26 protein-coding genes are annotated in these 23,147 nt (G+C 67.7%); 12 read left to right on the forward strand and 14 right to left on the reverse strand.

The window, feature by feature from the left end:
• The first annotated feature begins 3 nt into the window (after positions 1 to 3).
• Together BR47_RS0113810 and BR47_RS30495 are read left to right on the forward strand one after the other, a co-directional pair.
• A complete protein-coding gene (locus BR47_RS0113810) occupies positions 4 to 1,173 on the forward strand; it encodes a hypothetical protein (RefSeq protein ID WP_029119873.1) in 1,170 nt (389 codons plus the stop codon).
• The gene (locus BR47_RS30495) at positions 1,170 to 2,531 is read left to right on the forward strand and encodes an amidohydrolase family protein (protein WP_231506707.1); all 1,362 of its coding nucleotides are present in this window, start codon (positions 1,170 to 1,172) and stop codon (positions 2,529 to 2,531) included. The genes BR47_RS0113810 and BR47_RS30495 overlap by 4 nt, the downstream gene beginning before the upstream one ends.
• Here the strand turns inward: BR47_RS30495 and BR47_RS0113820 are convergent.
• The 6 genes from BR47_RS0113820 to BR47_RS0113845 form a co-directional block, all read right to left on the reverse strand.
• Complete coding sequence (locus BR47_RS0113820) at positions 2,528 to 3,205, reverse strand: response regulator (protein ID WP_029119874.1); 678 nt, start codon at positions 3,203 to 3,205, stop codon at positions 2,528 to 2,530. The genes BR47_RS30495 and BR47_RS0113820 overlap by 4 nt on opposite strands.
• Positions 3,195 to 4,838, reverse strand: a complete 1,644-nt coding sequence (locus BR47_RS0113825; RefSeq protein ID WP_029119875.1) for a sensor histidine kinase — start codon at positions 4,836 to 4,838, stop codon at positions 3,195 to 3,197. The genes BR47_RS0113820 and BR47_RS0113825 overlap by 11 nt, the downstream gene beginning before the upstream one ends.
• A gap of 50 nt (positions 4,839 to 4,888) precedes the next feature.
• Complete coding sequence (locus BR47_RS0113830; protein ID WP_029119876.1) at positions 4,889 to 6,241, reverse strand: CitMHS family transporter; 1,353 nt, start codon at positions 6,239 to 6,241, stop codon at positions 4,889 to 4,891.
• A 135-nt stretch (positions 6,242 to 6,376) separates the two neighbouring features.
• Positions 6,377 to 6,799 (reverse strand): cupin domain-containing protein, encoded by a 423-nt coding sequence (locus BR47_RS0113835; protein ID WP_029119877.1) that lies wholly within the window; start codon positions 6,797 to 6,799, stop codon positions 6,377 to 6,379.
• 49 nt (positions 6,800 to 6,848) lie between these two features.
• Positions 6,849 to 7,244 carry a VOC family protein gene (locus BR47_RS0113840; RefSeq protein ID WP_029119878.1) on the reverse strand — a complete coding sequence of 132 codons (396 nt, stop codon included), beginning with the start codon at positions 7,242 to 7,244 and terminating at the stop codon, positions 6,849 to 6,851.
• A gap of 88 nt (positions 7,245 to 7,332) precedes the next feature.
• The gene (locus BR47_RS0113845) at positions 7,333 to 8,214 is read right to left on the reverse strand and encodes an exodeoxyribonuclease III (RefSeq protein WP_029119879.1); all 882 of its coding nucleotides are present in this window, start codon (positions 8,212 to 8,214) and stop codon (positions 7,333 to 7,335) included.
• Between the two features lie 195 nt (positions 8,215 to 8,409).
• Between BR47_RS0113845 and BR47_RS0113850 the strand changes: the two genes are divergently transcribed.
• Positions 8,410 to 8,868 (forward strand): hypothetical protein, encoded by a 459-nt coding sequence (locus BR47_RS0113850; protein ID WP_029119880.1) that lies wholly within the window; start codon positions 8,410 to 8,412, stop codon positions 8,866 to 8,868.
• Positions 8,869 to 8,903: 35 nt separating this feature from the next.
• Here the strand turns inward: BR47_RS0113850 and BR47_RS0113855 are convergent, their stop codons facing one another.
• The gene (locus tag BR47_RS0113855; RefSeq protein ID WP_020104005.1) at positions 8,904 to 9,290 is read right to left on the reverse strand and encodes a DUF5997 family protein; all 387 of its coding nucleotides are present in this window, start codon (positions 9,288 to 9,290) and stop codon (positions 8,904 to 8,906) included.
• Positions 9,291 to 9,341: 51 nt separating this feature from the next.
• Here BR47_RS0113855 and BR47_RS0113860 point away from each other — a divergent pair, with 51 nt between their 5' ends.
• Positions 9,342 to 10,187 (forward strand): hypothetical protein, encoded by an 846-nt coding sequence (locus BR47_RS0113860; RefSeq protein WP_029119881.1) that lies wholly within the window; start codon positions 9,342 to 9,344, stop codon positions 10,185 to 10,187.
• Here BR47_RS0113860 and BR47_RS0113865 read toward each other — a convergent pair.
• Entirely contained in the window at positions 10,160 to 10,882 is a 723-nt protein-coding gene (locus tag BR47_RS0113865; protein WP_029119882.1) for a hypothetical protein, read from the reverse strand. The two genes, BR47_RS0113860 and BR47_RS0113865, sit on opposite strands and share 28 nt — an antisense overlap.
• Before the next feature lie 51 nt (positions 10,883 to 10,933).
• On the opposite strand from BR47_RS0113865, the gene BR47_RS0113870 reads away from it, so the two are divergent.
• The 3 genes from BR47_RS0113870 to BR47_RS30500 all read left to right on the forward strand — a co-directional run bounded on the left by BR47_RS0113870 (position 10,934) and on the right by BR47_RS30500 (position 14,262).
• The gene (locus tag BR47_RS0113870; protein WP_029119883.1) at positions 10,934 to 11,668 is read left to right on the forward strand and encodes a LysR family substrate-binding domain-containing protein; all 735 of its coding nucleotides are present in this window, start codon (positions 10,934 to 10,936) and stop codon (positions 11,666 to 11,668) included.
• 49 nt (positions 11,669 to 11,717) lie between these two features.
• Positions 11,718 to 12,428 carry a TetR/AcrR family transcriptional regulator gene (locus BR47_RS0113875; protein ID WP_020104001.1) on the forward strand — a complete coding sequence of 237 codons (711 nt, stop codon included), beginning with the start codon at positions 11,718 to 11,720 and terminating at the stop codon, positions 12,426 to 12,428.
• A gap of 115 nt (positions 12,429 to 12,543) precedes the next feature.
• Positions 12,544 to 14,262: a PE-PPE domain-containing protein gene (locus BR47_RS30500; protein WP_036427307.1), complete on the forward strand. Its 1,719-nt coding sequence runs from the start codon at positions 12,544 to 12,546 to the stop codon at positions 14,260 to 14,262.
• Here the strand turns inward: BR47_RS30500 and BR47_RS0113885 are convergent, their stop codons facing one another.
• Positions 14,263 to 15,441 carry an NAD(P)/FAD-dependent oxidoreductase gene (locus BR47_RS0113885; protein ID WP_029119884.1) on the reverse strand — a complete coding sequence of 393 codons (1,179 nt, stop codon included), beginning with the start codon at positions 15,439 to 15,441 and terminating at the stop codon, positions 14,263 to 14,265. It abuts the gene before it with no gap.
• 253 nt (positions 15,442 to 15,694) lie between these two features.
• On the opposite strand from BR47_RS0113885, the gene BR47_RS0113890 reads away from it, so the two are divergent.
• From BR47_RS0113890 to BR47_RS0113905, 4 genes are all read left to right on the forward strand, one after another.
• The gene (locus BR47_RS0113890; RefSeq protein WP_051634806.1) at positions 15,695 to 16,429 is read left to right on the forward strand and encodes a TetR/AcrR family transcriptional regulator; all 735 of its coding nucleotides are present in this window, start codon (positions 15,695 to 15,697) and stop codon (positions 16,427 to 16,429) included.
• Between the two features lie 95 nt (positions 16,430 to 16,524).
• Positions 16,525 to 18,045: a flavin-containing monooxygenase gene (locus tag BR47_RS0113895; protein WP_029119886.1), complete on the forward strand. Its 1,521-nt coding sequence runs from the start codon at positions 16,525 to 16,527 to the stop codon at positions 18,043 to 18,045.
• 134 nt (positions 18,046 to 18,179) lie between these two features.
• Positions 18,180 to 19,142 carry a class 1b ribonucleoside-diphosphate reductase subunit beta gene (gene nrdF, locus BR47_RS0113900; RefSeq protein ID WP_036427309.1) on the forward strand — a complete coding sequence of 321 codons (963 nt, stop codon included), beginning with the start codon at positions 18,180 to 18,182 and terminating at the stop codon, positions 19,140 to 19,142.
• A 113-nt stretch (positions 19,143 to 19,255) separates the two neighbouring features.
• Positions 19,256 to 19,492, forward strand: a complete 237-nt coding sequence (locus tag BR47_RS0113905; protein ID WP_029119888.1) for a hypothetical protein — start codon at positions 19,256 to 19,258, stop codon at positions 19,490 to 19,492.
• 10 nt (positions 19,493 to 19,502) lie between these two features.
• Here BR47_RS0113905 and BR47_RS0113910 read toward each other — a convergent pair whose 3' ends face one another.
• Both BR47_RS0113910 and BR47_RS0113915 read right to left on the reverse strand, forming a co-directional pair.
• The gene (locus BR47_RS0113910; protein WP_036427311.1) at positions 19,503 to 19,982 is read right to left on the reverse strand and encodes a hypothetical protein; all 480 of its coding nucleotides are present in this window, start codon (positions 19,980 to 19,982) and stop codon (positions 19,503 to 19,505) included.
• Between the two features lie 46 nt (positions 19,983 to 20,028).
• Positions 20,029 to 20,223: a hypothetical protein gene (locus BR47_RS0113915; RefSeq protein WP_029119890.1), complete on the reverse strand. Its 195-nt coding sequence runs from the start codon at positions 20,221 to 20,223 to the stop codon at positions 20,029 to 20,031.
• Positions 20,224 to 20,384: 161 nt separating this feature from the next.
• Between BR47_RS0113915 and BR47_RS30505 the strand changes: the two genes are divergently transcribed.
• Complete coding sequence (locus tag BR47_RS30505; protein WP_036427313.1) at positions 20,385 to 20,735, forward strand: DUF3349 domain-containing protein; 351 nt, start codon at positions 20,385 to 20,387, stop codon at positions 20,733 to 20,735.
• A gap of 66 nt (positions 20,736 to 20,801) precedes the next feature.
• On the opposite strand, the gene BR47_RS0113925 is transcribed toward BR47_RS30505, so the two are convergent.
• From BR47_RS0113925 to BR47_RS0113935, 3 genes are all read right to left on the reverse strand, one after another.
• The gene (locus BR47_RS0113925; RefSeq protein ID WP_020103991.1) at positions 20,802 to 21,851 is read right to left on the reverse strand and encodes an NAD(P)-dependent alcohol dehydrogenase; all 1,050 of its coding nucleotides are present in this window, start codon (positions 21,849 to 21,851) and stop codon (positions 20,802 to 20,804) included.
• 156 nt (positions 21,852 to 22,007) lie between these two features.
• Complete coding sequence (locus BR47_RS0113930; RefSeq protein WP_029119891.1) at positions 22,008 to 22,283, reverse strand: YciI family protein; 276 nt, start codon at positions 22,281 to 22,283, stop codon at positions 22,008 to 22,010.
• Between the two features lie 9 nt (positions 22,284 to 22,292).
• A complete protein-coding gene (locus tag BR47_RS0113935) occupies positions 22,293 to 22,970 on the reverse strand; it encodes a TetR/AcrR family transcriptional regulator (RefSeq protein ID WP_029105808.1) in 678 nt (225 codons plus the stop codon).
• Positions 22,971 to 23,147 lie beyond the last annotated feature (177 nt).

The following is a 23,147-nucleotide window of genomic DNA, read 5'->3' on the forward strand; positions in this document are numbered from 1 at the left end:
CAGATGTCCAGCTCGCCCTTCCAGCTCGCACGTTGTGCCGCCGCGGCAGCCGTGGTCGGCCTCGGTGCGGTGGCCCTCGCCGGCTGCGGCACGTCGACCGGTCCCGCGGCGTCTGTCTCGTTCGAAGCCGCAGCCCCCGCCCAGCGTCTGAACGACGTGTGCCCTGCCACGGTGACCGTGCAACTGCAGTGGCGGCCCCAGGCCGACATGGGCGGCCTGTTCCAGATGCTGGGTGGCGACTACGCGGTGGACGTCACCGGCAAGTCGGTCACCGGCACGCTCGTCGCGCAGGGCAAGGACACCGGCGTCAAGCTGCGGCTGAAGTCCGGTGGTGCGGCGATCGGCTTCCAGTCCGTCGCCTCGCAGATGTACGTCGACTCCAGCATCGACCTCGGCCTGGTGCACGGCGACCAGGTGGTCGCGGCGAGCGGCGGCCAGCGCGTCGTCGGCGTCGCCCCGCTGATCACCCACAACCCGGCCATCCTCATGTGGGACCCGGCGAAGCATCCGGGCCTGGACCTCAAGGCGCTGGCGGCCTCGGGCGCCACCGTCGTCGTATCCAAGGAACAGATGTTTCCCACCTGGCTGCTCGCCAAGGGGTACGTCAAGCAGACCCAGCTCGACACCAGCTACGACGGCAGCCCCGCCCGGTTCGTGGCCGATTCCGCCATTGTCCAGCAGGGGTACGTCACCTCGGAACCGTGGGTATACGAGCACGACACACCGGCCTGGAACAAGCCGGTGCAGTACGGCCTCCTCTCCGAGCTGGGCTACGACCCGTACGCCTCGAACGTCTCCGTCCGTGCCGACAAGCTCGCCGGGCTGGCGCTCTGCCTGAAGAAGCTGGTCCCGATCATCCAGCAGGCGGATGCGGACTTCGTCACCTCACCCAGCGCCACGGCCAAGCTCATCTCGGACGTGGTCGCCAAGGACGCGACGAACGCGCCCTTGGCGATCGGCGAGGCCGAGTACGCCGCCGGAGTCCTCAAGTCCAAGGGCCTCATCGCGAACGAGAACGGCTCGGTGGCGACGTACGACACCGCGCGGGTGCACGCCTTCGTCGCCGACCTCGCCCCGATCCTCGCCGCCCAGGGCGCCAAGGTCGACCCCAAGGTCGACCCCGCCACCCTGTTCGATCCGCAGTTCGGCGACCGCGCGATCGGCATCAAGTGAGCTCGTTGACCCTGCCGCGGCGCACGGACCAGCAGGTGCGGCTCGTCACCGACGTCACGGTCTGGACCGGCCGTTCGTGGCGCGCGCACGCCGATGTCGTGATCGCCGACGGCGCCGTCGCCGCGGTGCGCGACCACGCCCCGTCACCGTGGGCGCCCGGCACCGTCGACGGGGCGGGCGCGCATCTGATCCCCGGATTCGTCAACACCCATACCCACCTGCAACAGTCGCTGTGTCGTGGGGTCGGGGAGGGGCAGCCGCTCCTGCAATGGTTGCTCGCGGTGGGCGAGGCGATGAACGCAATCACTCCCGAGCGCGCTTACCTCGCGACGGTCGCCGCCGCGCTCGAGGGACTGCTCTCGGGCACCACCACCCTGGTGGAGCACATGTGGCCGCATCCCAGCAGCGAGGTGCACGACGCGGTACTCGCGGGACTCGCCGACGTCGGTGTGCGAGCGGTACTCGGAAGGGGGATCGCCGACCGCGCCGACCCCACCCGCAAGTGGGGCTTCGATCCCAGGCTGATGCAGCCGCTGGACTCCGCCCTGAACGACGTCGACCGCCTCGCCGCGGCCGCCGGCGACCGGGTGCAGCTCGCCCTGGCCGTGCCGAACCCGCGGTCGCTCACCATCGAGGGCATGCGGTCCGCGGCAGCGTTCGCCGCTGACCGCGCGCTGACCACGATGATCCACCTGTCGGAGACCGGCACCGACGACGCGCGGTGTCGCGAGCACGCCGGGATGTCAGCGGTGGACTACCTCGCCGAGGGCGGACTGATCGGCGAGCGACTCCTCGCGGTCCACGGTGTGGAGCTCGACGAGTACGCGCGGCGGATCCTCGCCGCCGGCGGCGCGGCGGTCTCGTGGAACCCGGTGTCCAACATGCGGCTGGGGTCCGGCGTCGCGCCGGTCACGGAGTTGCTTGCCGAGGGCGTCGCCGTCGGGATCGGCGTCGACGGTGCCGGGTCGAACGACCGGCAGGACATGCTCGAGACGCTGCGCGCGGGCGCGTATGTCCAACGCGCGCACGCCCGTCGTGCGGACCTGTTCGACACCGCGACCATGCTCTCGATTGCCTGCGACGGTGCCGCGCGTGCCCTCGGCGGCCCGGTGGCGGAGGTGCCGGGCGGGGTCACCGTCGGGCGTCCCGCTGATCTGACCCTGCTGCGTTTCGATAGGGACTTCGCGTGCCTGCCGGTGACGGACCCCGGTGCGACGCTGCTGACGTGCGGGACACCGCGCATCGTCGACACCGTCCTCGTGGGCGGCGAAGCGGTCGTCGCGGGCGGAAGCAGCACGCGGATCGACGTGGACGCCCTCACGGCGGCACTGCTCACGTCGGTGCCGGTCGGCGTCTAGGTGGCCAATGCATAACGCTGACGAGGACGGCCGGTAGAGCCGTACTGCAGGCCCATCGTGAGGGTGCCGGCCCGCACCAGATCCGCGAGGTAGCGCCGCGCGGTCGCGGGGGAGACGCCCACCAATTGCGCGATCTCGTCGGCCAGCAGTGGTTCACCCGACGCGCGGATCGCATCCACGATCAGGCGCTCGGTCAGCGAGACTCCGTCGTCTTTCTTGGTGGCCGGGCGCTCGGACCGCAGCACCGAGACCGCCGAGTCCACCTGCTCCTGGGTCAGGTGCGGGCCATCGAGGATCCGCCGATACGCCGTGTATGCGGCCAGGCGCCGCGCCAACTCGGTGTTCGGAAACGGCTTGATCAGATAGTGGAGGGCGCCCGCGGCGAGCCCGGCCCGGATGCTGGCCGCATCGTCCCCGGCGCCCAGGATGAAGGCGTCGCAGCGCAGGCTGCGCACCAGGTCGATGCCGGAGCCGTCCGGCAGGTAGACGTCGACCAGCGCGAGATCCACCGGCGCCTGCGCCGCGTCAGCTCCGGCCACGATCGTCCTGGCTTCCGCGATGGTTCGCGCCGAGCCGACCGTGACCAATCCGGCCATCGAATCGACCACCGAGGCGTGCAATGCGGCCACCCGAAAGTCGTCGTCCACCACCAGGATTCGCAGCTCACGCGTCATCGCCCACAACACCTCCCGGAATCGTCGCCAGCACCGTGGTCGGCGCGCCGTCCGTGCCGCCGCGGGCGGCGATGGTGACGTCGCCACCATGTCCGCGCGCCACCTGCCGTGCGATGGCCAGACCCATCCCGCGCCCACCCGGCACCGTCGGGTCGGATCGCGTCGTAACTCCTTCGAGGAAGGGGTCGTCGACGGTGAACCCGGGCCCGGTATCCGTCACCACGATCACCAGATCATGCCCGTCGCGCAGCAGATCCAACTCCACCGCCGGGACGCGCGCGCCCGGCGCCGCGTTCTCGGCTGCCGCGTCGATCGCGTTGTCGAGCAGATTCCCGACCACCGTGGTGGTGTCCACCGGGTGGGCGAGCGTGCCGACCAGTGCCGTCTCCTCACCCACTCGCAGCACGACGCCGCGCTCGTGCGCGCGGGCGGCCTTCGCGCCGACGAATGCCCGCAGATGCGGCTCGTCCAGGCGTTCCAGACCCGGCACCGGGGCGACGCCGGCTCGGCCGGTGATCTCGTCCAGGTACCTCAGCGCCTCGGCGGTCCGGTCGTCGCGGAGCAGGCCTGCCACCACGTGCAGGCGGTTCGCCGACTCGTGGCGCTGCGCCCGCAATGCAGAGCTCATCGCCTGCACCGAGTCCAGTTCCCGCGTGAGCGCCTCGATGTCGGTGCGGTCCACTGCGGTGAGCACCGTACCCAGATCGGTGCCGTGGCGGTGCACCCGCCGGGACGACACCAGCACCACGCGTTCGTTGACGGCCGCGGCCACCGGCACCGTCGTCGGCTCTGCCGCGACCGCCGACACGCGGGGCGTCAGGCCCAGCTCGCTGAGCGGCGTCCCTGGTTCGGCCGTGATGCCGAGCAACTCCCGCGCCCGCTCGTTGATCACCCGGGCGATGCCGTCCGCGTCGATCGCGACGACCCCCTCGGCGCCCGAATGCAGCACCGCGTCCTGCTCGCGGATCAGCTCGGCCATCTCCTCGGGCTCCAGGCTCAAGGTGAGGCGGCGCCACCGCCGGGTCAACAGCGCCGAGCCGATCGCCCCCACGGTCAGCGCAATCGCCACCAAAGAAATCAGCAGCATCAGGGTGCGATGGGTGGCCTGGTTGACGGTGTCCATCGGCACGCCGACACTCACCAGGCCGACGACCGTGCCGTCGGGACCGCGGATCGGCGCCTTCGCGCGCACCGAATCGCCGAGAGTGCCCTGCTGCACGGTCAGTTCGGACTCGCCACCGAGTACGGCGGACGGATCGGTGCTCAGGGGCCGGTCCAGCTGCGTCGGGTCCGGATGTGCGAGGCGGTAGCCGGCGTTGTCGGCGATCACCACGAACAACACCCCGGTGCGGGCGGTGATCGCCGCGGCCTGCCGCTGCAGCGGGGCGGCGGCCAGCTCGGCGGCGGAGGCCGGGTGCCCGGCCCGGCGCGCCGCGGACTGCGCGGCCGCACCGGCCTGGACCTCCTGATCCACGGCTACCGTCTCCGTGATGGCCTGCGCGCGGCGGGCGAATTCGGTTCGCGTCTGCGTGTCGGTGCGGTGGATGATGATGCCGAAACCGGCGGCCAGGCTGGCGGTCACGATCACCATCTGCAGGAGCAGGATCTGCGTGCGTAATCGGATCCTCGGCATGAGGGTCGAGGCTAACCGCGTCGACGACGGATCGGCCGCGGATCGGCCCGTCAGAGCGGTATCTGGCCGAGGGCGACGCCCACCACCAGCATCGTCAGCGAGACCACCGCGGCGCGCCACAACACCTTCTTGTGATGATCGGCGAGGCCCACACCGGCCAGCGCGACCAGGAGCAGGATTGCCGGGACCAGCGGGCTCTGCATGTGGAACGGCTGTCCGGTGATCGACGCCCGCGCCATCTCGGCCGCGCTGATCCCGTAATGGCTCGCGGTCTCCGAGAGCACCGGCAGGACGCCGAAGTAGAAGGCGTCGTTGGACATCAGGAACGTGAACGGGATGGACAGCACACCGGTGATCACGCCGAGGTGCGGACCCATTGAGTCAGGGATGATGCCGGTGACCCAGGTGGCCACCGCCTCCACCATGCCGGTGCCCTTGAACACTCCGGTCAGTACGGCAGCGGCGAGCACCATGCCCACCACCGACACGATCGACGACGAATGCCGGGTGATCGCGGCCTGCTGCTCGGCGACCTGCGGGAAGTTGACGATGAGGGCCACCGCCGCGGCGATCATGAAGAGCACTGGGATCGGCAAGATGTCCATGGTGAGCACCGCGAGCAGCGTGACGGTCACCAATGCGTTGAACCACAACAGCTTTGGTCGGGCGAACGCGCCGGAGATCGCGCCCGAGTCGTCGGCGGCGCCCTCGAATGCGTCGCCGCCGCTCAAGCCCGCCGGTTCCGGGCCGGCACCGACACCCGCAAGGACCCGCTCGCGGACGACGATCGAGCCGATCCTTTTGCGCTCCAGCACTCCCAGGTGCCACGCGAAGGCCAGCACGATGAACATCCCGGCGATCAGCGACGGGATCATCGGGACGAACACCTCGGACGGAGAGATCTTCAGCGCGGCCGCCGCGCGGGCCGTCGGGCCGCCCCACGGCAGGATGTTCATCGTGCCGTTCGCCAACCCGGCGACCACGGTGAGCACCACCGGGCTCACGCCCAGCTTCAGGTAGAGGGGCAGCAGCGCGGAGACCGTGACGATGAACGTCGTCGAACCATCCCCGTCGAGCGAGACAACCGCCGCGAGCACCGCAGTGCCGACCACCAGTCGCGCCGGATCGTGGTCCACCACGCGGATCACGGTGCGGACGACCGGGTCGAACAGCCCGACATCGATCATGATCCCAAAGAACACGATCGCGAAGAACAGCATCGCGGCGGTGGGCGCCAGGTCCTTGATGCCGTCGGTGATCATCTTCCCGATTCCGCTGCCGGCCCCGGCCAGCAGCCCGAAGATCACGGGGACGGCGATCAGAGCCACGATGGGCGTGGCGCGTTTGGTCATGATGACGACCATGAAGGCGGCGACCATGGTCAGGCCGAGGGCAACCAACATCAGCTATCTCCTGAGGGTGTGACTGGAGCAATCTCAGAAGCGTCGCTGTAACCGGCATCACAGCGCGAGCTTGTACGTATTAGTCGGGCTTTTGCGCGTTTCGTGCAGTGGTGCGCTGCCCCGCGCCGACGGTGACTAGTGCGTCGCGTGCCCGATGGCGGTGGCGAGGCGACGGCCCACCCGCGTCGCGAAGCGGCCGACCCGGATGAGCGCCGTCGGGAGCGGGGTACGCAGAGTGGCGTGCTTCCGGACGTAGTCCGGGACGTGCCACCGGTGGGTGGTGCCCGCGGCGAACACCGCGGAATCGCCGGGCCTGAGCCAGATTCCGGTCTGCGGATCGCCGATCCGGACCTCGCCGGCGACGATGTGCACCGCCTCCTCGGAGTAGAACGTCCAGTCGAACGTGCCCGCCGAACAGTCCCAGATGTAGAACTCGACTGCCGAGTCGCTGCTGGTGTGCCAGCGCCGCGACCGTGCCCGCGGGTGGCCGTCGACAACCCAGGACGGATCGATCGGGCTGTCCGTCAGGTCGTCGTCGTGTGCACGGGCCGACTGCATGGTGGGGAATCGTAGCGACGCGCGGCACTCGCCGAGGGCGGTTCTCGGACTAGGTGGCGACTGGCGTCATCGCGAAGATCTGCCAGGAGTGGCCGTCGAGGTCGTGGTAGCTGCGGCCGTACATCAAGTCCTCGTCATCGGTGTCGCCCGCCGTCGCGCCCGCGCCGAGAGCACCGTCCACGAGCTTGTCCACACACTCGCGGCTGTCGACGCCCAGACAGATGACGCACTCTTTCGTCTTCGACGCGTCGGCGGTTTCGGCGGGGTGCAGGGAGTCGAAGACGTCGCGCTGCGTGAGCATCGCGAATTGGTTCTCGCCCAGCACCACCGTCACGCAACTGTCGCTGCTGAAGGTCTCGTTGAACGAATAGCCGAGGCCGGAGAAGAACTTCCGCGAGCGCGCGACGTCGGCGACGGGCAGGTGGACGAAGATCATGGCGTGCATCGGCTGCTCCTGTGGTCCGCGGCGCCCCGAAGCGGGTGCCGTCACAGAGGTAGACAGCCGGCCCGCGCACAACTCATCGCGTGCCAGTTCAGGGGAAGTCGTACTGCACGACCACGGGCGCGTGGTCGGACAGCCGCGCGCCGGGTGCGGCCTCCTTGTCGACCGTCACCGACACGGCGGTCCGCGCGAGCCGCGGCGTGGCCAGGTGGTGATCGATGCGCCAACCCACGTCCTTGACGAACGACTCGCCGGCCCAGCTCCACCAGGACAGCGGCCCGGGGCGGTCGCCGTGCAGCGTCCGGACCACGTCGACGAGTGTGCGCGGCCCGATCTGTGCGTCCAGCCAGGCGCGTTCCTCGGGAAGGAAACCCTCCATCTTCTGCGCGGCCCGCCAATTGGTCACATCGTGTGGCAGGTGGGCCACGTTCAGGTCGCCGAGCAGCAGGAACTCGCGGCCCGCCGCGAGCGCCGCCCGGCGGTTGCGGCTCAGTTCGCGCGAGAACGCCCCGAGAAAACGCATCTTCCGTTCGTACTTGGCGCCGCCGTCCGGAATGTCGCGGATGTTGCCGGGCCGCTGCAGGTGCGCGGGCAGGCCGCCCTTCGGCAGGTAGAGGCACGCCACCGTGAGGGGAGCGTCCGCGAGGTCGACCTCGAGATACCGGCCCTCGAGCGCTTGCGCCCCAAGTCCCCGGCTGCGCGGCGGATGCGAGACCCAGGTCCGCACGTCGGAAGGTGCCTCCCGCGTCAGGATCGCGACGCCGTTGCGGCCCGGGATGGAGCCACTGTCGATCGCCGCGTGATAGCCGTCGAACGCGCCGACCTCCGCGGGTGGGCAGCGCAGCTCTTGCAGGGCCACCACGTCGAGTCCCCGCTCGGCGAGCCAGGCGTCGAAGCCGCGGCGGCGTGCCGCCCGGATCCCGTTGACGTTGAACGTGGCGATGCCCAGCGGCGGGTTCGGTGTGTCAGCCATCGGGTCTAGCCAAGCAGATCGCCGTGGCGGCCGTTCGGCGGAGTCGGTATGTCCGCCGATCGGTGGAGTGCGGTTCCACCGGCGAATCCGCTGTTCGGGGGAATCCGGGAAGACGTCATTCGCGGAATAGTTGGCGGTGTCAGAGAGACGTCCCAAACCCCGTCTCGGAAAACAACATTCACGTGCAGGAGGCCCATGAACATCACGACGGACCGTATCGCCGCGGCAGGAACGGGGATTGCCGCCGCGCTGTCCTTCACCGCTGTCGCCAACGCGGGCACCATGCCGGTCACTCATCCCGGCGAGCCGACCATCGCGATGACGATCACCAACCACACCGACAAGGTTCAGTTCCTGCTCGATGACGGGACGAGCCCCAACGGCACATGGGTCGACGGCCCCCAGCGGATACTGGCCCCCGGCGCCACCGAAACGGTGACGGCCGTTGCGCCACAAGGTGACTCACTCGACATGCACGTCGCCTACCGGGTGGGCGTCGGCGGCCCGACCGCCACCTACGAGGTCAACAACTCGAAGACCAACACGAATGTCGCGAACACCGGCGTCACCGGTTTTCTCGCCAAGAACTACTGGATCAATCACAACTTCAGCAGCCACTATCCCAGCACCAATGTCGGTTTCGACCTCTGGTGAGTGCCCGCGGTGACGGGCCGGTGGCTACCGGTCCGTCACGCTTCGCGATCTTGATCGGCGTGCAGCGACTTGATGCGTCGCTGCTCGCGCAGCACGTTCTGGTAGCTCTCGCGTTCGATGACCAGCCAGTCCGGCTTCTCTTCGAGGAGGGCGTCGATCTGCTCGGTGGTCAGCGCCTTCTCGACGCCACCGCGCGTGAGGCCGGCGATCGAGATGCCCAGCTTGGCCGCCACCAGGTTCTTGGGGTGCGGCCCGTTCTTGCGGAGGTCCTTGAGCCACTGTGGCGGGTCGGCCTGCAGGGCGGCGAGCTCGGCGCGGGTGATGGCGTTCTCCTGGAACTCCGCAGGCGTCGCGGGCAAGTACACGTCCAGCTTCTTCGCCGCGGTGGCGGGTTTCATGGACTGCGCGTTGGGCCTGCTCATGGGCATCAGCCTATCGGTAGGCCGGGGCGGTGACCCCGTACGATCCGCGATGTGGAGTTTTCGCGGCTGGATCTCGCGACCCGCAAGTTCTGGCGGGCAACCGGCAGAGGCGTCGATCTCGATGACGGCGAGGCCTGGCTGCAGGCGCCACTCGGGTCGCGGGACGGCGGGAACAACTGGCTGCTGGACGAAGCGGCCCGGCGCGGTGGCGCGCTGCGGGACGAGGATCCGGACGCCGGGCTGCAGCCGGATCTCGACGGACTGTCCGGGCCCGGGTTCGACGCCGCGGCCGTCCACCCGATGATCCACGACTTCTACACCCACACCGCGCGCTGGCGCATGGAGGTGTGGAGCAGCTGGTCACCGTTGTTCTGGCCCGGCGGTGAACTGATCTCGCGTGTGTTCGGCAAGCGCGTGCAACAACTGGCGCTGCCGATGCGTCCCCTCGACGTCGCACGGGGCATCGACGGCCGGGTGTCGGTGATCACCGACGGCACCGGCGCGCAGGTCGCGGCCGGCTGGATTCGGACCCTGCGTGGAAACGGCGACACCGTGTTCAGCGGATGTTATTCGCGCAGAACGCTTCCCGGCGCCGATCGGGCGAGCGTGCACGTGACGTTCCCGTTGGAGGAGGGCAACGTCCAGGTCTTCCTGCGGCCGCAGCACCTGCCGGACGGTGGTCTGCGGTTGTCCTCCCCGTCCGGCCCGTGGGGCACCGACGGGGCGTACGTCCTGGTCCGTGATCGCGGTCGCCATTTCGCGCGGCGGGTGCCCGTGCACGAGACGTTCGACCTCTACGTCGACCGCGAGCAGGTGCTCCGTACCGACCATGTGCTGCGAATGTGGAACCTGCCGGCCGTCCGCCTGCACTACAAGCTGGAACGCCGCGGGACGTAACCGGTACGACCGTCCCAGTAGCCGTGTTCGGACAGCGGCCGGAACCGGTAGGTCGCGAACTCGTGGTGGAAGTCGCGGCGGCGGCGCTCGGCCATCGCCTCAGCATGTCGCGCCGGTTCAGCGAGCTCATCTGCTCCACCCCGGCCGTGCACCATGTCCGTCATCGCCCGCACCGAGTTCCAGATCGAAAAGGTGGAGATCGAGCGGGGCGGTCGCACTGCCGCCAGCGCCAGGGTGGCGTCCGGATGGTCGCGGACCAACCGCTCGACCGGCTTGCCCCACGAGAGGAAGCGCGGCACCTCGGGCAGTCGCATGCGGGCCAACGTGACGGCGACGGCGGGCTCGTCAGCGTCGGAGGCATCGGCCTCCTGCGGTAGATCCGGGAGTGCCGCGAGCGTGGACCAGCGCCGCAGAAACGTCATCCGGACGTGCCAGCCGGCAGCGAAGCGTGCGCCCGGATCGGCCAGGAAGGCGTCGATCGCGGACTCGTCGTCCCACCGGGCGAACATCGCGAGCCGCCGCAACTGCAGCCGGTCGGGGGAGACCGTCGGTGCGCCGAGACGCATCAGCGACAGGCATTCCGCGTAGCGCAGCCCCGTCACCCGGTCGGGCTGAGGTGGTCGCCGCAGCAGCGGCACCGTCGCCGTGACAGGCATCTCGACGAGATGGAATGTGAAGACGCCTGGCCCGGTCATGCCTCAATTATCGGCGCTGACCACGAACCGCCCGACGCGCGTTTGGGTAGCGTGATCGCCGTGTCACCGTCCTCCTTGTCGGCCTCATTGACCCTCGGGTACGTCCCCGGCGCGACGCCTGCGAAGTGGGCGCGGATCTGGGCCGAGCGCCATCCCGAGGCGGCGCTGATTCTGCATCCGGTCACCGCGGCCGGTGCGGCCGACGCACTCCGGGCCGGCACCGTCGACGTGGCGCTGCTCCGGCTGCCGGCCGACACGAGTGGCCTGGCCGTCATCTCGCTGTACGAGGAGACGACGGTGGCCGTGGTGCCGACCGATCATCTGCTCACCGCCGTCGACGAGATCGCCGCCGCCGACCTCGACGGCGAACCGATCCTCGTACCGCTCGACCATGTGGTCGCGTGGGCCGATGCTCCGGGCGCGCCCGTCGACCACCGGCCCGAAACCACCGAGGACGCAATCGAACTCGTGGCCGCGGGGATGGGTGCGCTCATCGTCCCGCAGTCGCTCGCGCGGCTGTATCACCGCAAGGACCTCACGTACCGGCCCATCACTGACGCACCCACTTGCTCCGTCGCACTCGCTTTTCCGGAAGGGGAGCAGTCGGAGCTGGTCGAGGAGTTCATCGGCATCGTGCGGGGCCGGAAGGCGAGTTCGTCTCGGGGGCAGGCCGAGCCGGCGCCGAAACGCAGCGCACGGGAGAAGACCCTCGCCAAGCAGGCGGCCCGGGCCGCGGCCGGCAAGGTCGCGCGAAAGCCGGGCCAGGCCAAGCGCGGTCGGCGCTGACGCCGTTGTAGCCCGTCGCGTTTGCCCGGCGCTACTACACTCCCAGGCCATGAGCAGACCGTCGGCGGGCACAGGCAAAACCACCGCGCCACGATCCGCGACATCAGGAAGTCCGCGCACGATACGCGGTCTCGACGCCGAGCAGCGCCGAATCCACCGCCGTGAACAACTGCTGGCATCGGCGTTCGAGCTGTTCGCCCGCGACGGCTATGCGAACACTTCGATCGAGCAGATCTGCCAGAACGCGTTCGTGGGGAACAAGGCGTTCTACGAGACGTTCGACAGCAAAGAAGACTGCTACATCGAGTTGCTCCGGCAGATCGCCGAGCGCATCGAACGCCATGTTGTCGAGATCCTCGGCAGCGCACCGGATGACGACGACGAGACCGTCCGCCTGCTGCTGTCGGCGTTCGCCCACGCTCTGGTCGATGACCCCCGGATTGCGGTGGTGGCGTTCGGGGAATGCGCGGGCATCTCGCCGCGGGTCGAGCGTCAGCGTCGCGAGAATCGGCGTTGGACCGCAACGTTTGTCGAAGAATTGTGGCGGCGTCGCGAGTTCCCGGAGATCGCGGACAATGCCGCGCTCGACTTGCATGCGCTGGCGGTCTTGACGGTCGGTGGTCTGTTCGAGGCCGTTGCCGACTGGCTGCACGACCACGAAGCCGACCCCGAATCACGCCCGAGCATCGACACCCTGATCGGCAATCTGACCAGCTTCATGGCAGTGGTGCGGGCCGGTATCGCCGCCTCGGTGCGGTGATCGCGGGTCCTTCATACCTGCTGATCGCCGATTGCGGACGCTTTTGAACAAGACTTCTTGTTTTTAAAAAGAACTCTTGTTTTCGAATGCGGGATTGCTATAGCGTCCTGCGGCTATGGGGGTCAACTCAACACAACAATGGCAATCGTCGCGGTGGACGACCACGGTCTTGGCGAGGGGTGTCGCGGTCGGCATCGCGGCGGCGGCAGTGGCCGGTGTGGCGGCACCGGGTGCTCCGATCGTGTCGCAGGTCGCCGTACGGCTCGTCGACACCACGATCGGCATCGGTGGGTCCTTCGACCCGCTCGGGCTGAGCATCCCGATGTTCTTCTACGGAACCGCTGTCCCGCAAGGAGATTCGTTCCACGTCGTGCCCTACCCGGGGCAGATCAACGTCGAGTGGCCGATCATCTCCGCGCTGCCGGGTTTGTCGGGCATTCCGTACTGGCCGCATTCCTTGAAGCAGTCCGAGCGCATCGGCGCCGGATATCTCGAGCAGGACATCGCCAAACAGGCACCTGGCGAGAAGATCACCATTCTCGGCATGTCCCAGGGCGCGGAGGTTGCCGAGATCGCGCGCGCCGACATGGCCAAGGACCCGGCCTACGTGGCTCATGCGGGCGACTACACGTTCACCCTCATCGGCGATCCGTACCAGCCGAACGGCGGAATCCTGTCCCGCTTCACCGCGTGGAATCGCATGCCGATTCTCGGTGACCTGTTTCCGTTCGGGCGACCGGGGCCGTCCGACAGTCCATTCCAGACCACGGTCTACCAGAACCAGTACGACGGATTCGCTGATTTCCCGGCGTATTTCAACCCGCTGGCCGTCGTCAACGCCGTCATGGGCATCGTGTTCGAGCATGTCCTGCCGGGATATGCGCTGGAGCCCAAGGCCAGTTCCAACACGGTCAGCACCACCGTGGGCAACACCACGTACGTGACCTTCCCGCAGCGCCTGCCGCTGCTGGCGCCGCTGCGCCTTGCCGCGTCCCTGATCGGGGCGCAGCGCCTTGTCGACGCCATGGACCCGGTTCTGCGCGTCATCATCGAAAGCGCTTATGAGCGCACGGCCGATCCCAGCCAGGTCAAGCAATTCAGCTGGACCACGCCACAGGCCAAGATCAAGGCCGCGCTCAAAGAGCTGCCGGGAGCGCTGGCGCAGTCAGTGGAGATTCTCCGGACCGGCAAGTACACGCCGACCTTGCCGCAACCGACGGTGGATGCCACCGAACCGGTGACACCCACCACCAACCATCCCGCGACGACAGTCGACAATTCACCGCTGGCCAGAGCGATCCGGCAGACGGTGGTGAATGTGACTGCGGCGCTGACGAATATCACTCGTCCGGTGGCCAAGCTGTTGCAGGTGGTCGGCGGCCAGAAGCCGACGTCGGCTACGCCGCCAAGTACCGCACTCGCGTCTGTCGCCGCGACGACGACATCCCAGGCAGTGCCGACAACCGGAAGCCGCCTCGCGGCAACGGCACTGCGGACCGCGCAGGCGACGTCGGGGGACCCGGACTCGACCGCGGCCTCCGGTGATGTGGCGGCCCCGTCGTCACCGGCCGCCTCGAAGGGGAAACCGACCAAGCGCGTACGTTCGGTGCGGCCGACACCAGACGCCGTCGCGCCGGTGCGGCAGACCCGCGATCGGCGACCGCAGTCCGCGGACGCCGGTCACACAGATACCGGTACCGACGCGACCGCACCGTCCGTCAAGGCCGGCGACCGGCGAAGCGAAACTGCCAGGAGCACAACCAAATCCGACGCGCCCGCCGGCACGAAGGCCGATCACGCGCCATCAGGAAATGGCGCCCGGCCGGCAGCGTAGTCAGGTGTGTGCCGGCCCCTCGGCCTTCTTGTACAGCGACTTCAGCAGCACATCGCGGAAGACGCGGCTGTCGACCGCGCGGCGGCCGGCATCGGCCACCCATGGGATGCCGGCCAGCTTGTGAAACAACCGGCCACGCCGGTACTCGCGGCCCCACGCGGCCTCGATCCGCTGCTGGTAGTTGGTGAAGTCGTCGGGACCGCCGTTCGCGAGTGCCGCGACGGCGCATTCGCCTGCGGCCAAACCGGATTCGAGTGCTTTCGAGATGCCCGCCCCGGAGGCCGGCTTGCCGGCGCCCAGCGCATCACCGGCGAACAGGACGCCGGGCCGCCACGGCGGCCATGCGGTGAACCCCATGGGCAGGCGCCAGGCCCGGACGCTCCGGTTCTTCTTCAATTCGTCGATCGACGGCAGCGCCCAGTCGCGCGGCAGCGTGTTCAGGAAGTCGCCGAGGAACCGGGTTGCGTTGATGGCTTGCCAGTTCCGATAGCTGTTGACGTAGCCCAGCCCGATGTTGAAGGAGCCGTTGCCCATGGGGAACACCCAGCCGTAGCCGGGCAGTTGGTCACCGTCGAACAGCAGCTTGAGATAGATCTCCAGAGCGTCGGAGTCCGGCCGGTCGGCCGGCATCTCGGCGCGAATCGCGATGGCCGAATAGCCATGGAAGTCCGACTCGACCTGCAGTGCCCGTTTGATCGGGGAGTAGGCGCCGTCGGCCGCGATCACGGCGTCCGCGTGCACCGTCTCGCCATCCTTGAGGACCACACCGGTGACACGGCCGTCGTCGCTGCGCTCGACGCCCGCCACCTCGCTACCCTGCCGTACCTCCGCGCCCGCGGCCGCGGCATGGCCGAGCAACAGCGCATCCAGGTGGGTTCGGCTGACAGTGCAGCCGTGGTCGGGCATGCCGGGGCGGCGCGGGAACGACAGCTCCCACTCGTGCGGGCTGAACACCGTGACCCGATTGATCCGGTGGAACTCGGCGACCTGATCTGCCAGGCCCATCTTCTGCAGGTAGCTGACCCCGCGGGCGGTCAGGCCGTCGCCGCACGGCTTGTCGCGCGGGAAGGTGGCCTTGTCGATGACGAGCACGCTCGCGCCGGTCTGCGCGGCACGCCACGCAGCCGCCGATCCGGCGGGACCTCCGCCGGCGACGATGACGTCGTACCGCTGCACCATGCAATCAATTCCTTGTCAGGCCGGTACTTTCGGGCGAGGCCTGACGCCGATGCTACGCGCGCAGGCTGTCCATCCGCTGGGTGCGACGAGGCATCGGCAGGTGTGACATGCGCCGCGCCGGGCGGTCTGAGCAGGTCAGATTTGGCCCGCCCGGTACAGTGGCGGGGTGCGCAGGCCATCTCTTCCACGCACCGGCATCCAGGCCGGGGTGAAAGTTCCTGGTGTGCCGGGCGTGAACGTTCCGTCGGTCACCGTGCAGGTGAAGGTCACTCCGCCCAAGGGTGCGCCCGAGAAAGTGGACGCCCGCAGCGAGCGCTGGCGCGAACACCGGCTCAAGGTCCGCGAGGAGATCGTCGACGCCGCGTTCCGCGCGATCGACCGGCTCGGCCCGAATGTCAGCGTGCGGGAAATCGCCGAAGAGGCCGGCACCGCGAAGCCCAAGATCTACCGGCACTTCGCCGACAAATCCGACATGTTCTCGCAGATCGGCGAGCGGATGCGCGACATGTTGTGGGCGGCCGTCATTCCGTCCAGCGACATCGAGCACGATTCGACCGGGCAGATCATCGGTCGTGCCGTCGAACACTACGTCGACCTGGTGGACCAGCACCCCAACGTGGTGCGCTTCCTGCTGCAGGGCAGGTTCGCCGACCAGTCCGCCGCCGCGATGACGACCGTCAACCGCGGCCGCGACATCACCCTGGCGATCGCCGCCATGATCAGCGGCGAACTCAAGGACATGGACCTGGATTCGGCCATCTTCGAGCTGGCGGCGTTCACGCTGTTCGGCGCTGCCGCGTCGGCGACCGACTGGTGGCTCGGCGGCAGCGACGACACTCCGCGCCGGCTGCCCCGCGACCAGTTCGTCGCGCACATGACCACCATCATGATCGGCGCCATCAACGGCACCGCCAGGCTGCTCGGTATCCGGTTCGACCTGGATCTGCCGGTGCACGATGCGGTGCGCCGCGAAGAGTCCGTCGGCTGACGATTCCGCTCCTGACGTGGTGCGTTGACACCTCGGGGGTCTGACCGGAGACTGTGCAGTATCCGGTACCGCCGTTCCCAGGAAAGAGCAGGTTCATGACGGTCGAGCAGTCAACTGGAGCGCAGTCCGTCGGCAACGAGGCCGCCGAGCCCATCGTGACGCGGGCGGTGATCATCGGGTCCGGTTTCTCCGGGCTGGGCATGGGCATCGCGCTGCGCAAGCAGGGCTTCGGCGAGCGCGACTTCCTGATCCTGGAGAAGGCCGACGAGGTCGGCGGCACCTGGCGCGACAACACCTACCCGGGCTGCGCGTGCGACATCCCGTCACACATGTACTCGTTCTCCTTCGAGCCGAAGGCCGACTGGACGCACATGTGGTCGTTCCAGCCCGAGATCTTCGACTACCTCAAGGGCGTCACCGACAAGCACAACCTCCGGCGCAACATCCGGTTCAACACCCACGTCGACCGCGCGCACTGGGACGAAGACGAGCGGCGCTGGCACATCTACGACACCGACGGCCAGGAGTACATCGCCCAGTTCCTGATCTCCGGCGCCGGTGGGCTGCACATCCCGTCCATTCCGGAGATCGAAGGCAGCGACGAATTCGCCGGTGCCGCTTTCCATTCCGCGCAGTGGGACCACAGCGTCGACATCACCGGCAAGCGCGTCGCGGTGATCGGGACCGGCGCCAGCGCCATCCAGATCGTGCCCGCGATCGTCGACCAGGTGTCCGAGTTGCACCTGTACCAGCGCACCCCGGCGTGGGTCATGCCCCGGCCCAACAACGCATTTCCGGAGTGGGTGAAGAACACCTTCCGCCGGGTGCCGGGTACGCGGGCGCTCATGCGGGACGCCATCTACTGGATTCACGAAGGCGTCGGCTTCGCCATGACCAAGCAGCCGCGACTGCTCAAAATCGGTGAGCTGCTGGGCAAATGGAACATCAACCGCAGCATCAAGGACCCCGAGCTGCGGCGGAAGCTGACCCCGAACTACGTGGCGGGCTGTAAGCGAATCCTGAATTCCGACACCTACTATCGCGGGATTGCCAACCCGAAAACGCAGGTCTTCACCGAGGGCATCGAGCGGATGACCGCGGCCGGCATCGTCACCCGCGACGGTGTCGAGCATCCCGTCGATGTGGTGGTGTGGTGCACCGGTTTCCACGTCACCGACTCGTACACCTATGTCGACATCAAGGGCCTCGGGGGAGAGGACCTCGTCGACCGGTGGAACCGCGAGGGCATGGCGGCGCACCGCGGCATCACGGTGGCGAACATGCCGAACCTGTTCTTCCTGCTCGGCCCGAACACCGCGCTCGGCCACAACTCGGTGGTGTTCATGATCGAGTCGCAGATCCGCTACGCCGCGCAGGCCATCGCCGCGGCCGACAAGGCGGGCGCCGCCGCGCTGATGCCGAGCCGACGCGCCCAGGACGAGTACAACGCCGAGCTGCAGCAGAACCTGGCCGGCACCGTATGGAGCACCGGTGGTTGCCACAGCTGGTACATGGACGAGCACGGCGTCAACCGCACCTTGTGGAGCGGCATGACCTGGCAGTACTGGCTGGAAACCAGAAAATTCAAGTCGACCGAGTATGAGTTCATCCGCTGAATCGGCTCCGTGTGCGCGACACGCGAACACAACTTTTAGCGGTGTTCGGCGATGGCAGACACCAGGGGTAGTGTCTGTGGTGCCGATCCGGCAAACACAGTTCCAGTCGAAATGGGGTCACGGTGTCTGAAGGTATGAAGCTGATCGACCGGGCCTCCGCGATCAACTGGAACCGCGTGCAGGACGACAAGGACGCGGAGGTCTGGGACCGTCTCACGGGCAACTTCTGGTTGCCGGAGAAGGTGCCGGTGTCCAACGACATCCCGTCCTGGGGCACCCTGACCGACAGCGAAAAGCAGCTCACCATGCGGGTTTTCACCGGCCTGACGCTGCTGGACACCATCCAGGGCACCGTCGGCGCCGTCAGCCTGATCCCCGACGCGCTGACCCCGCACGAGCAGGCCGTCTACACCAACATCGCCTTCATGGAGTCGGTGCACGCCAAGAGCTACAGCAACATCTTCTCGACGCTGTGCTCGACCGTCGAGATCGACGAGGCGTTCCGCTGGTCGGAGGAGAACCCGAACCTGCAGCGCAAGGCCGAGATCGTCATGAAGTACTACCGGGGGGACGAGCCGCTCAAGCGCAAGGTGGCCTCGACGCTGCTCGAGAGCTTCCTGTTCTACTCCGGCTTCTACCTGCCGATGTACTGGTCCTCGCGCGCCAAGCTCACCAACACCGCCGACATGATCCGCCTGATCATCCGTGACGAAGCGGTGCACGGCTACTACATCGGCTACAAGTACCAGCGCGGACTGGCGGCGGTCGACGAGGCCAAGCGGACCGAGCTCAAGGACTACACCTACGAGCTGCTGTTCGAGCTGTACGACAACGAGGTGGAGTACACCCAGGACCTGTACGACGGCGTCGGCCTCACCGAGGACGTCAAGAAGTTCCTGCGCTACAACGCCAACAAGGCGCTGATGAACCTCGGCTACGAAGCGCTGTTCCCGCGCGACGAGACCGACGTGAACCCGGCGATCCTGTCGGCGCTCTCGCCCAACGCCGACGAGAACCACGACTTCTTCTCGGGCTCGGGTTCGTCGTATGTCATCGGCAAGGCCGTCAATACGGAAGACTCGGACTGGGACTTCTGAAGCGCAGTTCAGTGCTGTGATTGCGGGGCGTATTGGCTGGCCGAATACGCCCCGCAGTTATTTGTCTCGGCGTTAATATTGTTCTTTACACGTCGAGAACAGGCGGGCCGATCATGGCGCTATCGACTTCGAACTCACGTCTATTCACTGCCGGTGCTCTGGGCGCCCTGGCGCTGACCATCGCAGCGCCGGCTGCGGTCGCCGACGACACGATCGTGTGCGAGCCCGGGCAGGTCGTCATCGAAGGTCAGTGCCACATGCCGTCGGACCTGAACAATGACCATCCGGGAAACCCGGGTGGAACGACGACGACGGGTGGCCACACCAGCCCCGGTAGCCACGGCCACTGACGCCAGGCCGTCAGGCCAGCGGCGGCACCGGGTTGATGGTGAACCCGAACTTCGTCAGTGGCTCAAGGGATTTGCGTGCCTCGGGGCTGGCCACCGCGAAGGTGATGATCGCCGTCTGATCGCTGACGGCCGACGCGAACAGCGCCATGAAATTGCGCTGCAGTGCCGAGGTCATGTCGCTGTTGGCGGTCCACTGCGTGATCCACAGGCCGTTGGTCAGGCCGGGATTCACCGCGCTCGCGCAGGTGCCCGCCCGGACCGCGCCGGGCCAGTCGCGGGCGGCGATGGCGGGATCGTCCTGGTTGAAACTGCCTGGCGCACAGACGGATTTCTGCCAGTCGTTGAGGACACTGGTGACGCCGGCGGATACGGGAGCCGGTACCGGTACCGGCTCGGGATCGGCCTGCGCGACGCCCGCCGGCAGCAGGGCGATGGCCACGCCGGCAAGGGCCAACTGGGGCAGTGGAGCACGGCGGCGAGCGGACGTCATGCTCCAAGTATTAATGCGTGACAGTAAATTCCGTCAACAGGGCAGCTCAGTCCGCGTTGGACTCCCGGTCGCCGACGAAGGCGAGCAGGGCGGCATCGCCGGAGCGGATCACGTCGACCCGCTCACCGCCGTCGCACTGGAACAGTCCGATCGTCAGTTCGTCCGCGCGGCGGCCGATGACCCGCCAGACGCCACCTGCAAGCTCCCAGCGTTGCAGGATGTCCACCGCATCGTCGGGCACAAGGGAGATTGTGGCCGGTACTCCGCGAGCAGACGCGCGAACCCCCGATCCCGTGAAAAGTGGTTCCCGCCTCGGTCAGTTTGTACTCCGGGGATTGCTTCAGCGCCCAGATGTCGGCGCGTCCAGTGGTGGGTTGACCGGGCAGCGGCGAGACTTACCGGGTGTCGACGAAGTCGCTGCTGCTTTCGGTGCTGAACTGGCTGCGTGCCGGTTACCCGGAGGGGGTCCCTGGCCCCGACCGGGTGCCGCTGCTGGCATTGCTGCGGGCCACGCCGCTGACCGAGGAGCAGGTCGCCGAAGTGGTGCGCAATATCGCCGAGGCCTCAGCGCCCGCCGACGTCGACAATCCCATCGAGCGCGACGACATCGCCGAGTTCATCGCCGACGTCACCCACCATGACGCCGGCCCGGAGAACGTCGCGCGGGTGGCTGCCAAACTGGCTGCGGCCGGCTGGCCGTTGGCCGGTCTGGACCTGTTGCCTGACGCCGGCCCCGGCGCAGACGGCCGATAACGCGTTACGCCGAGGATTGCAGTCACTATTCGACTGCAATCCTCGGCGTTGACGAGAAACCCGCGGCTAGATGGTCGCGGTGTCGATCACGAAGCGGTACCGCACGTCACTGGCGATGACGCGCTCGTAGGCCTCGTTGACGTAGGACGCCTCGATGATCTCGATCTCCGGGGTGACGTCGTGCTCGGCGCAGAAGTCCAGCATCTCCTGGGTCTCCGGGATGCCGCCGATCAACGAACCGGCGAGCGTGCGACGCATGCCGATCAGCGGGAACACCGGCACCTCGAGCGGCTTCTCGGGCGCACCGAGCTCGACGAGCGTGCCGTCGGACTTCAGCAGGTTCAGGTAGAGCCCCATGTTGAGGTTCGCCGACACCGTGTTGATGATGAGGTCGAAGCTGCCGGCCAGCTTCTTGAAGGTGTCCGGGTCATTGGTGGCGTGGTAGTGGTGTGCGCCCAGGCGCAGACCGTCTTCCATCTTCTTGAGCGACTGGCTCAGCACGGTGACCTCGGCGCCCATCGCGACGGCGAGCTTCACGCCGACGTGGCCCAGGCCGCCGAGACCGACGATGGCGACCTTCTTGCCCGGCCCGGCGTTCCAGTGCCGCAGCGGCGAGTACAGCGTGATGCCGGCGCACAGCAGGGGCGCGGCCTTGTCCAGCGGGATGCTGTCCGGGATGCGCAGCACGTAGTTCTCGTCGACGACGATGGCGGTGCTGTAGCCGCCGTAGGTGGGCGTGCCGTCACGGCCGGTGGCGTTGTACGTGCCGATGTTGCCGCCCTTGCCGGTGCAGTACTGCTGCAGGCCGGCCAGGCAGTTCTCGCACTCGCGGCACGAGTCGACGAAGCAGCCGACGCCGACGTGGTCACCGACCTTGTACTTGGTCACCTCGGAGCCGACGGCGGTGACGACGCCGGCGATCTCGTGGCCGGGTACGACGGGGTAGTTGGCCGGGCCCCATTCGGACTTGACGGTGTGGATGTCCGAGTGACAGATGCCCGCGAACTTGATGTCGAATGCCACGTCGTGCGGGCCGATGTCACGGCGCTCGATGGTGGTCTTGGTCAGCGGGCTGGTCGCTGAAGTCGCGGCGTAGGCGGAAACGGTCGTGGTCATGCGTGTCAGTCCTCTTCATTCTCGGCTTGCCTAGCGGCGGTTACCTGCTACAAAGATTAGCGAAGGTAACGAAATGTGGGGCACTGCGTCAGGCCCTGACCACACTCAACGGCGGCCGTCGCCGAACTAATCCCGGATTCGGCTGTGAATTTCCGGTTAGAGCCCGGTGGCGCGGAAGCCGGCGTTGAAGCTCACACGCTCGTAGGTGGCGACGCCGGCGTGCACGTACGGGTCGCTGGCGGTGAGCGCGTCGGCTTCCTCGGCCGTCATGTCCGAGGCGATCAGCACAGCGCCGGCCTGCGACTCCAGTCGGCCGGCAAGAAGGATGCGGCGCTCCTCGACCAGTTTGCCGAGCCATTCCAGATGCGCCGGCCGCGCCTGGTCGACGACGTCCAAGGGTTGCGTGTAGGTGATGTTCAGTACGTGAAACACGCTAAGAGGTTATCCGGGGCAGGTGTGTTGTTCGATGACCTGCCTGGTGCGCTCGCGTAGTGCGGGTGTTTCGGCGTCGAGGACGCCCAGCACGCGGACACCGGCATCGGCGACCTGCATGGGCAGATCGCATCGTTCGGGGCCGTGCGGCACCGACCACATGTTGACGAGCGATTCGACCAGCCGGAACGGCAGGTCGGCGGCCGCCGGATGGACGCCGGTGCGTTCCAGCACTGCCCGGCTCAGGGTCAGGTAGTGCTGTCGCAGGCATTCGCGGTCGGACCAGAAGGGCTCCAGGCGATCGGCGCGCAGTTCGGGAAGCAGGTAGAGCGCGCCCAGATTCCACGTGCCACCGAGTAGTTGATCTCCGTCGAACGTCGCCAGGGCGTGCAGGTGCTCGGTTGCGGTCAACGCCGGCGTGGCGCTCAGCAGGCTCGGGATGAACGCCAGTGTCGGGGCGACGGTCTGGCTCAGTACGGCGCACAGGATGTCGTCCTTGGTCTTGAAGTAGTGGTACAGCGACGCCTGCCGGATGCCGACCGAATCGGCGATGGTTCGCGTCGACGTACCGGTGTAACCCAAGGTCGTGAACAATTCGCTTGCCGCATCGAGGATTTCGTCTCGTGCGGTGATGCCCGGACGTCGCTGGGGCCGCAGTCGAGGCCTTCCTGTGTGGGTGGTCGACATTCATTCATCGTGGTCCACGGCAGGTGTCATCGATACCGGCGGTCAGTATCTGTCACGCGACAGAAACCTGCGATATCCGCCGGTTACTTACGGCCCCCGGTTGCTTACATCGTGCTTACTTCGGCGACACCATGCGGGATGGTCCGGGGAGAAAACTGTCAACTGACAGGCCAGCGG

The sequence above is a fragment of the Mycobacterium sp. UNC410CL29Cvi84 genome (assembly GCF_000686745.1).
Lineage (GTDB): Bacteria > Actinomycetota > Actinomycetes > Mycobacteriales > Mycobacteriaceae > Mycobacterium > Mycobacterium mucogenicum_B.

Coding starts and splice junctions, on each gene's coding strand:
- BR47_RS0113810 (WP_029119873.1), top strand. CDS start 4: ATGTCCAGCTCGCCCTTCCAGCTCGCACGTTGTGCCGCCGCGGCAGCC.
- BR47_RS0113820 (WP_029119874.1), bottom strand. CDS start 3,205: ATGACGCGTGAGCTGCGAATCCTGGTGGTGGACGACGACTTTCGGGTG.
- BR47_RS0113825 (WP_029119875.1), bottom strand. CDS start 4,838: ATGCCGAGGATCCGATTACGCACGCAGATCCTGCTCCTGCAGATGGTG.
- BR47_RS0113830 (WP_029119876.1), bottom strand. CDS start 6,241: ATGTTGGTTGCCCTCGGCCTGACCATGGTCGCCGCCTTCATGGTCGTC.
- BR47_RS0113835 (WP_029119877.1), bottom strand. CDS start 6,799: ATGCAGTCGGCCCGTGCACACGACGACGACCTGACGGACAGCCCGATC.
- BR47_RS0113840 (WP_029119878.1), bottom strand. CDS start 7,244: ATGCACGCCATGATCTTCGTCCACCTGCCCGTCGCCGACGTCGCGCGC.
- BR47_RS0113845 (WP_029119879.1), bottom strand. CDS start 8,214: ATGGCTGACACACCGAACCCGCCGCTGGGCATCGCCACGTTCAACGTC.
- BR47_RS0113850 (WP_029119880.1), top strand. CDS start 8,410: ATGAACATCACGACGGACCGTATCGCCGCGGCAGGAACGGGGATTGCC.
- BR47_RS0113855 (WP_020104005.1), bottom strand. CDS start 9,290: ATGAGCAGGCCCAACGCGCAGTCCATGAAACCCGCCACCGCGGCGAAG.
- BR47_RS0113865 (WP_029119882.1), bottom strand. CDS start 10,882: ATGACCGGGCCAGGCGTCTTCACATTCCATCTCGTCGAGATGCCTGTC.
- BR47_RS0113875 (WP_020104001.1), top strand. CDS start 11,718: ATGAGCAGACCGTCGGCGGGCACAGGCAAAACCACCGCGCCACGATCC.
- BR47_RS30500 (WP_036427307.1), top strand. CDS start 12,544: ATGGGGGTCAACTCAACACAACAATGGCAATCGTCGCGGTGGACGACC.
- BR47_RS0113885 (WP_029119884.1), bottom strand. CDS start 15,441: ATGGTGCAGCGGTACGACGTCATCGTCGCCGGCGGAGGTCCCGCCGGA.
- BR47_RS0113895 (WP_029119886.1), top strand. CDS start 16,525: ATGACGGTCGAGCAGTCAACTGGAGCGCAGTCCGTCGGCAACGAGGCC.
- nrdF (WP_036427309.1), top strand. CDS start 18,180: ATGAAGCTGATCGACCGGGCCTCCGCGATCAACTGGAACCGCGTGCAG.
- BR47_RS0113905 (WP_029119888.1), top strand. CDS start 19,256: ATGGCGCTATCGACTTCGAACTCACGTCTATTCACTGCCGGTGCTCTG.
- BR47_RS0113910 (WP_036427311.1), bottom strand. CDS start 19,982: ATGACGTCCGCTCGCCGCCGTGCTCCACTGCCCCAGTTGGCCCTTGCC.
- BR47_RS0113925 (WP_020103991.1), bottom strand. CDS start 21,851: ATGACCACGACCGTTTCCGCCTACGCCGCGACTTCAGCGACCAGCCCG.
- BR47_RS0113935 (WP_029105808.1), bottom strand. CDS start 22,970: ATGTCGACCACCCACACAGGAAGGCCTCGACTGCGGCCCCAGCGACGT.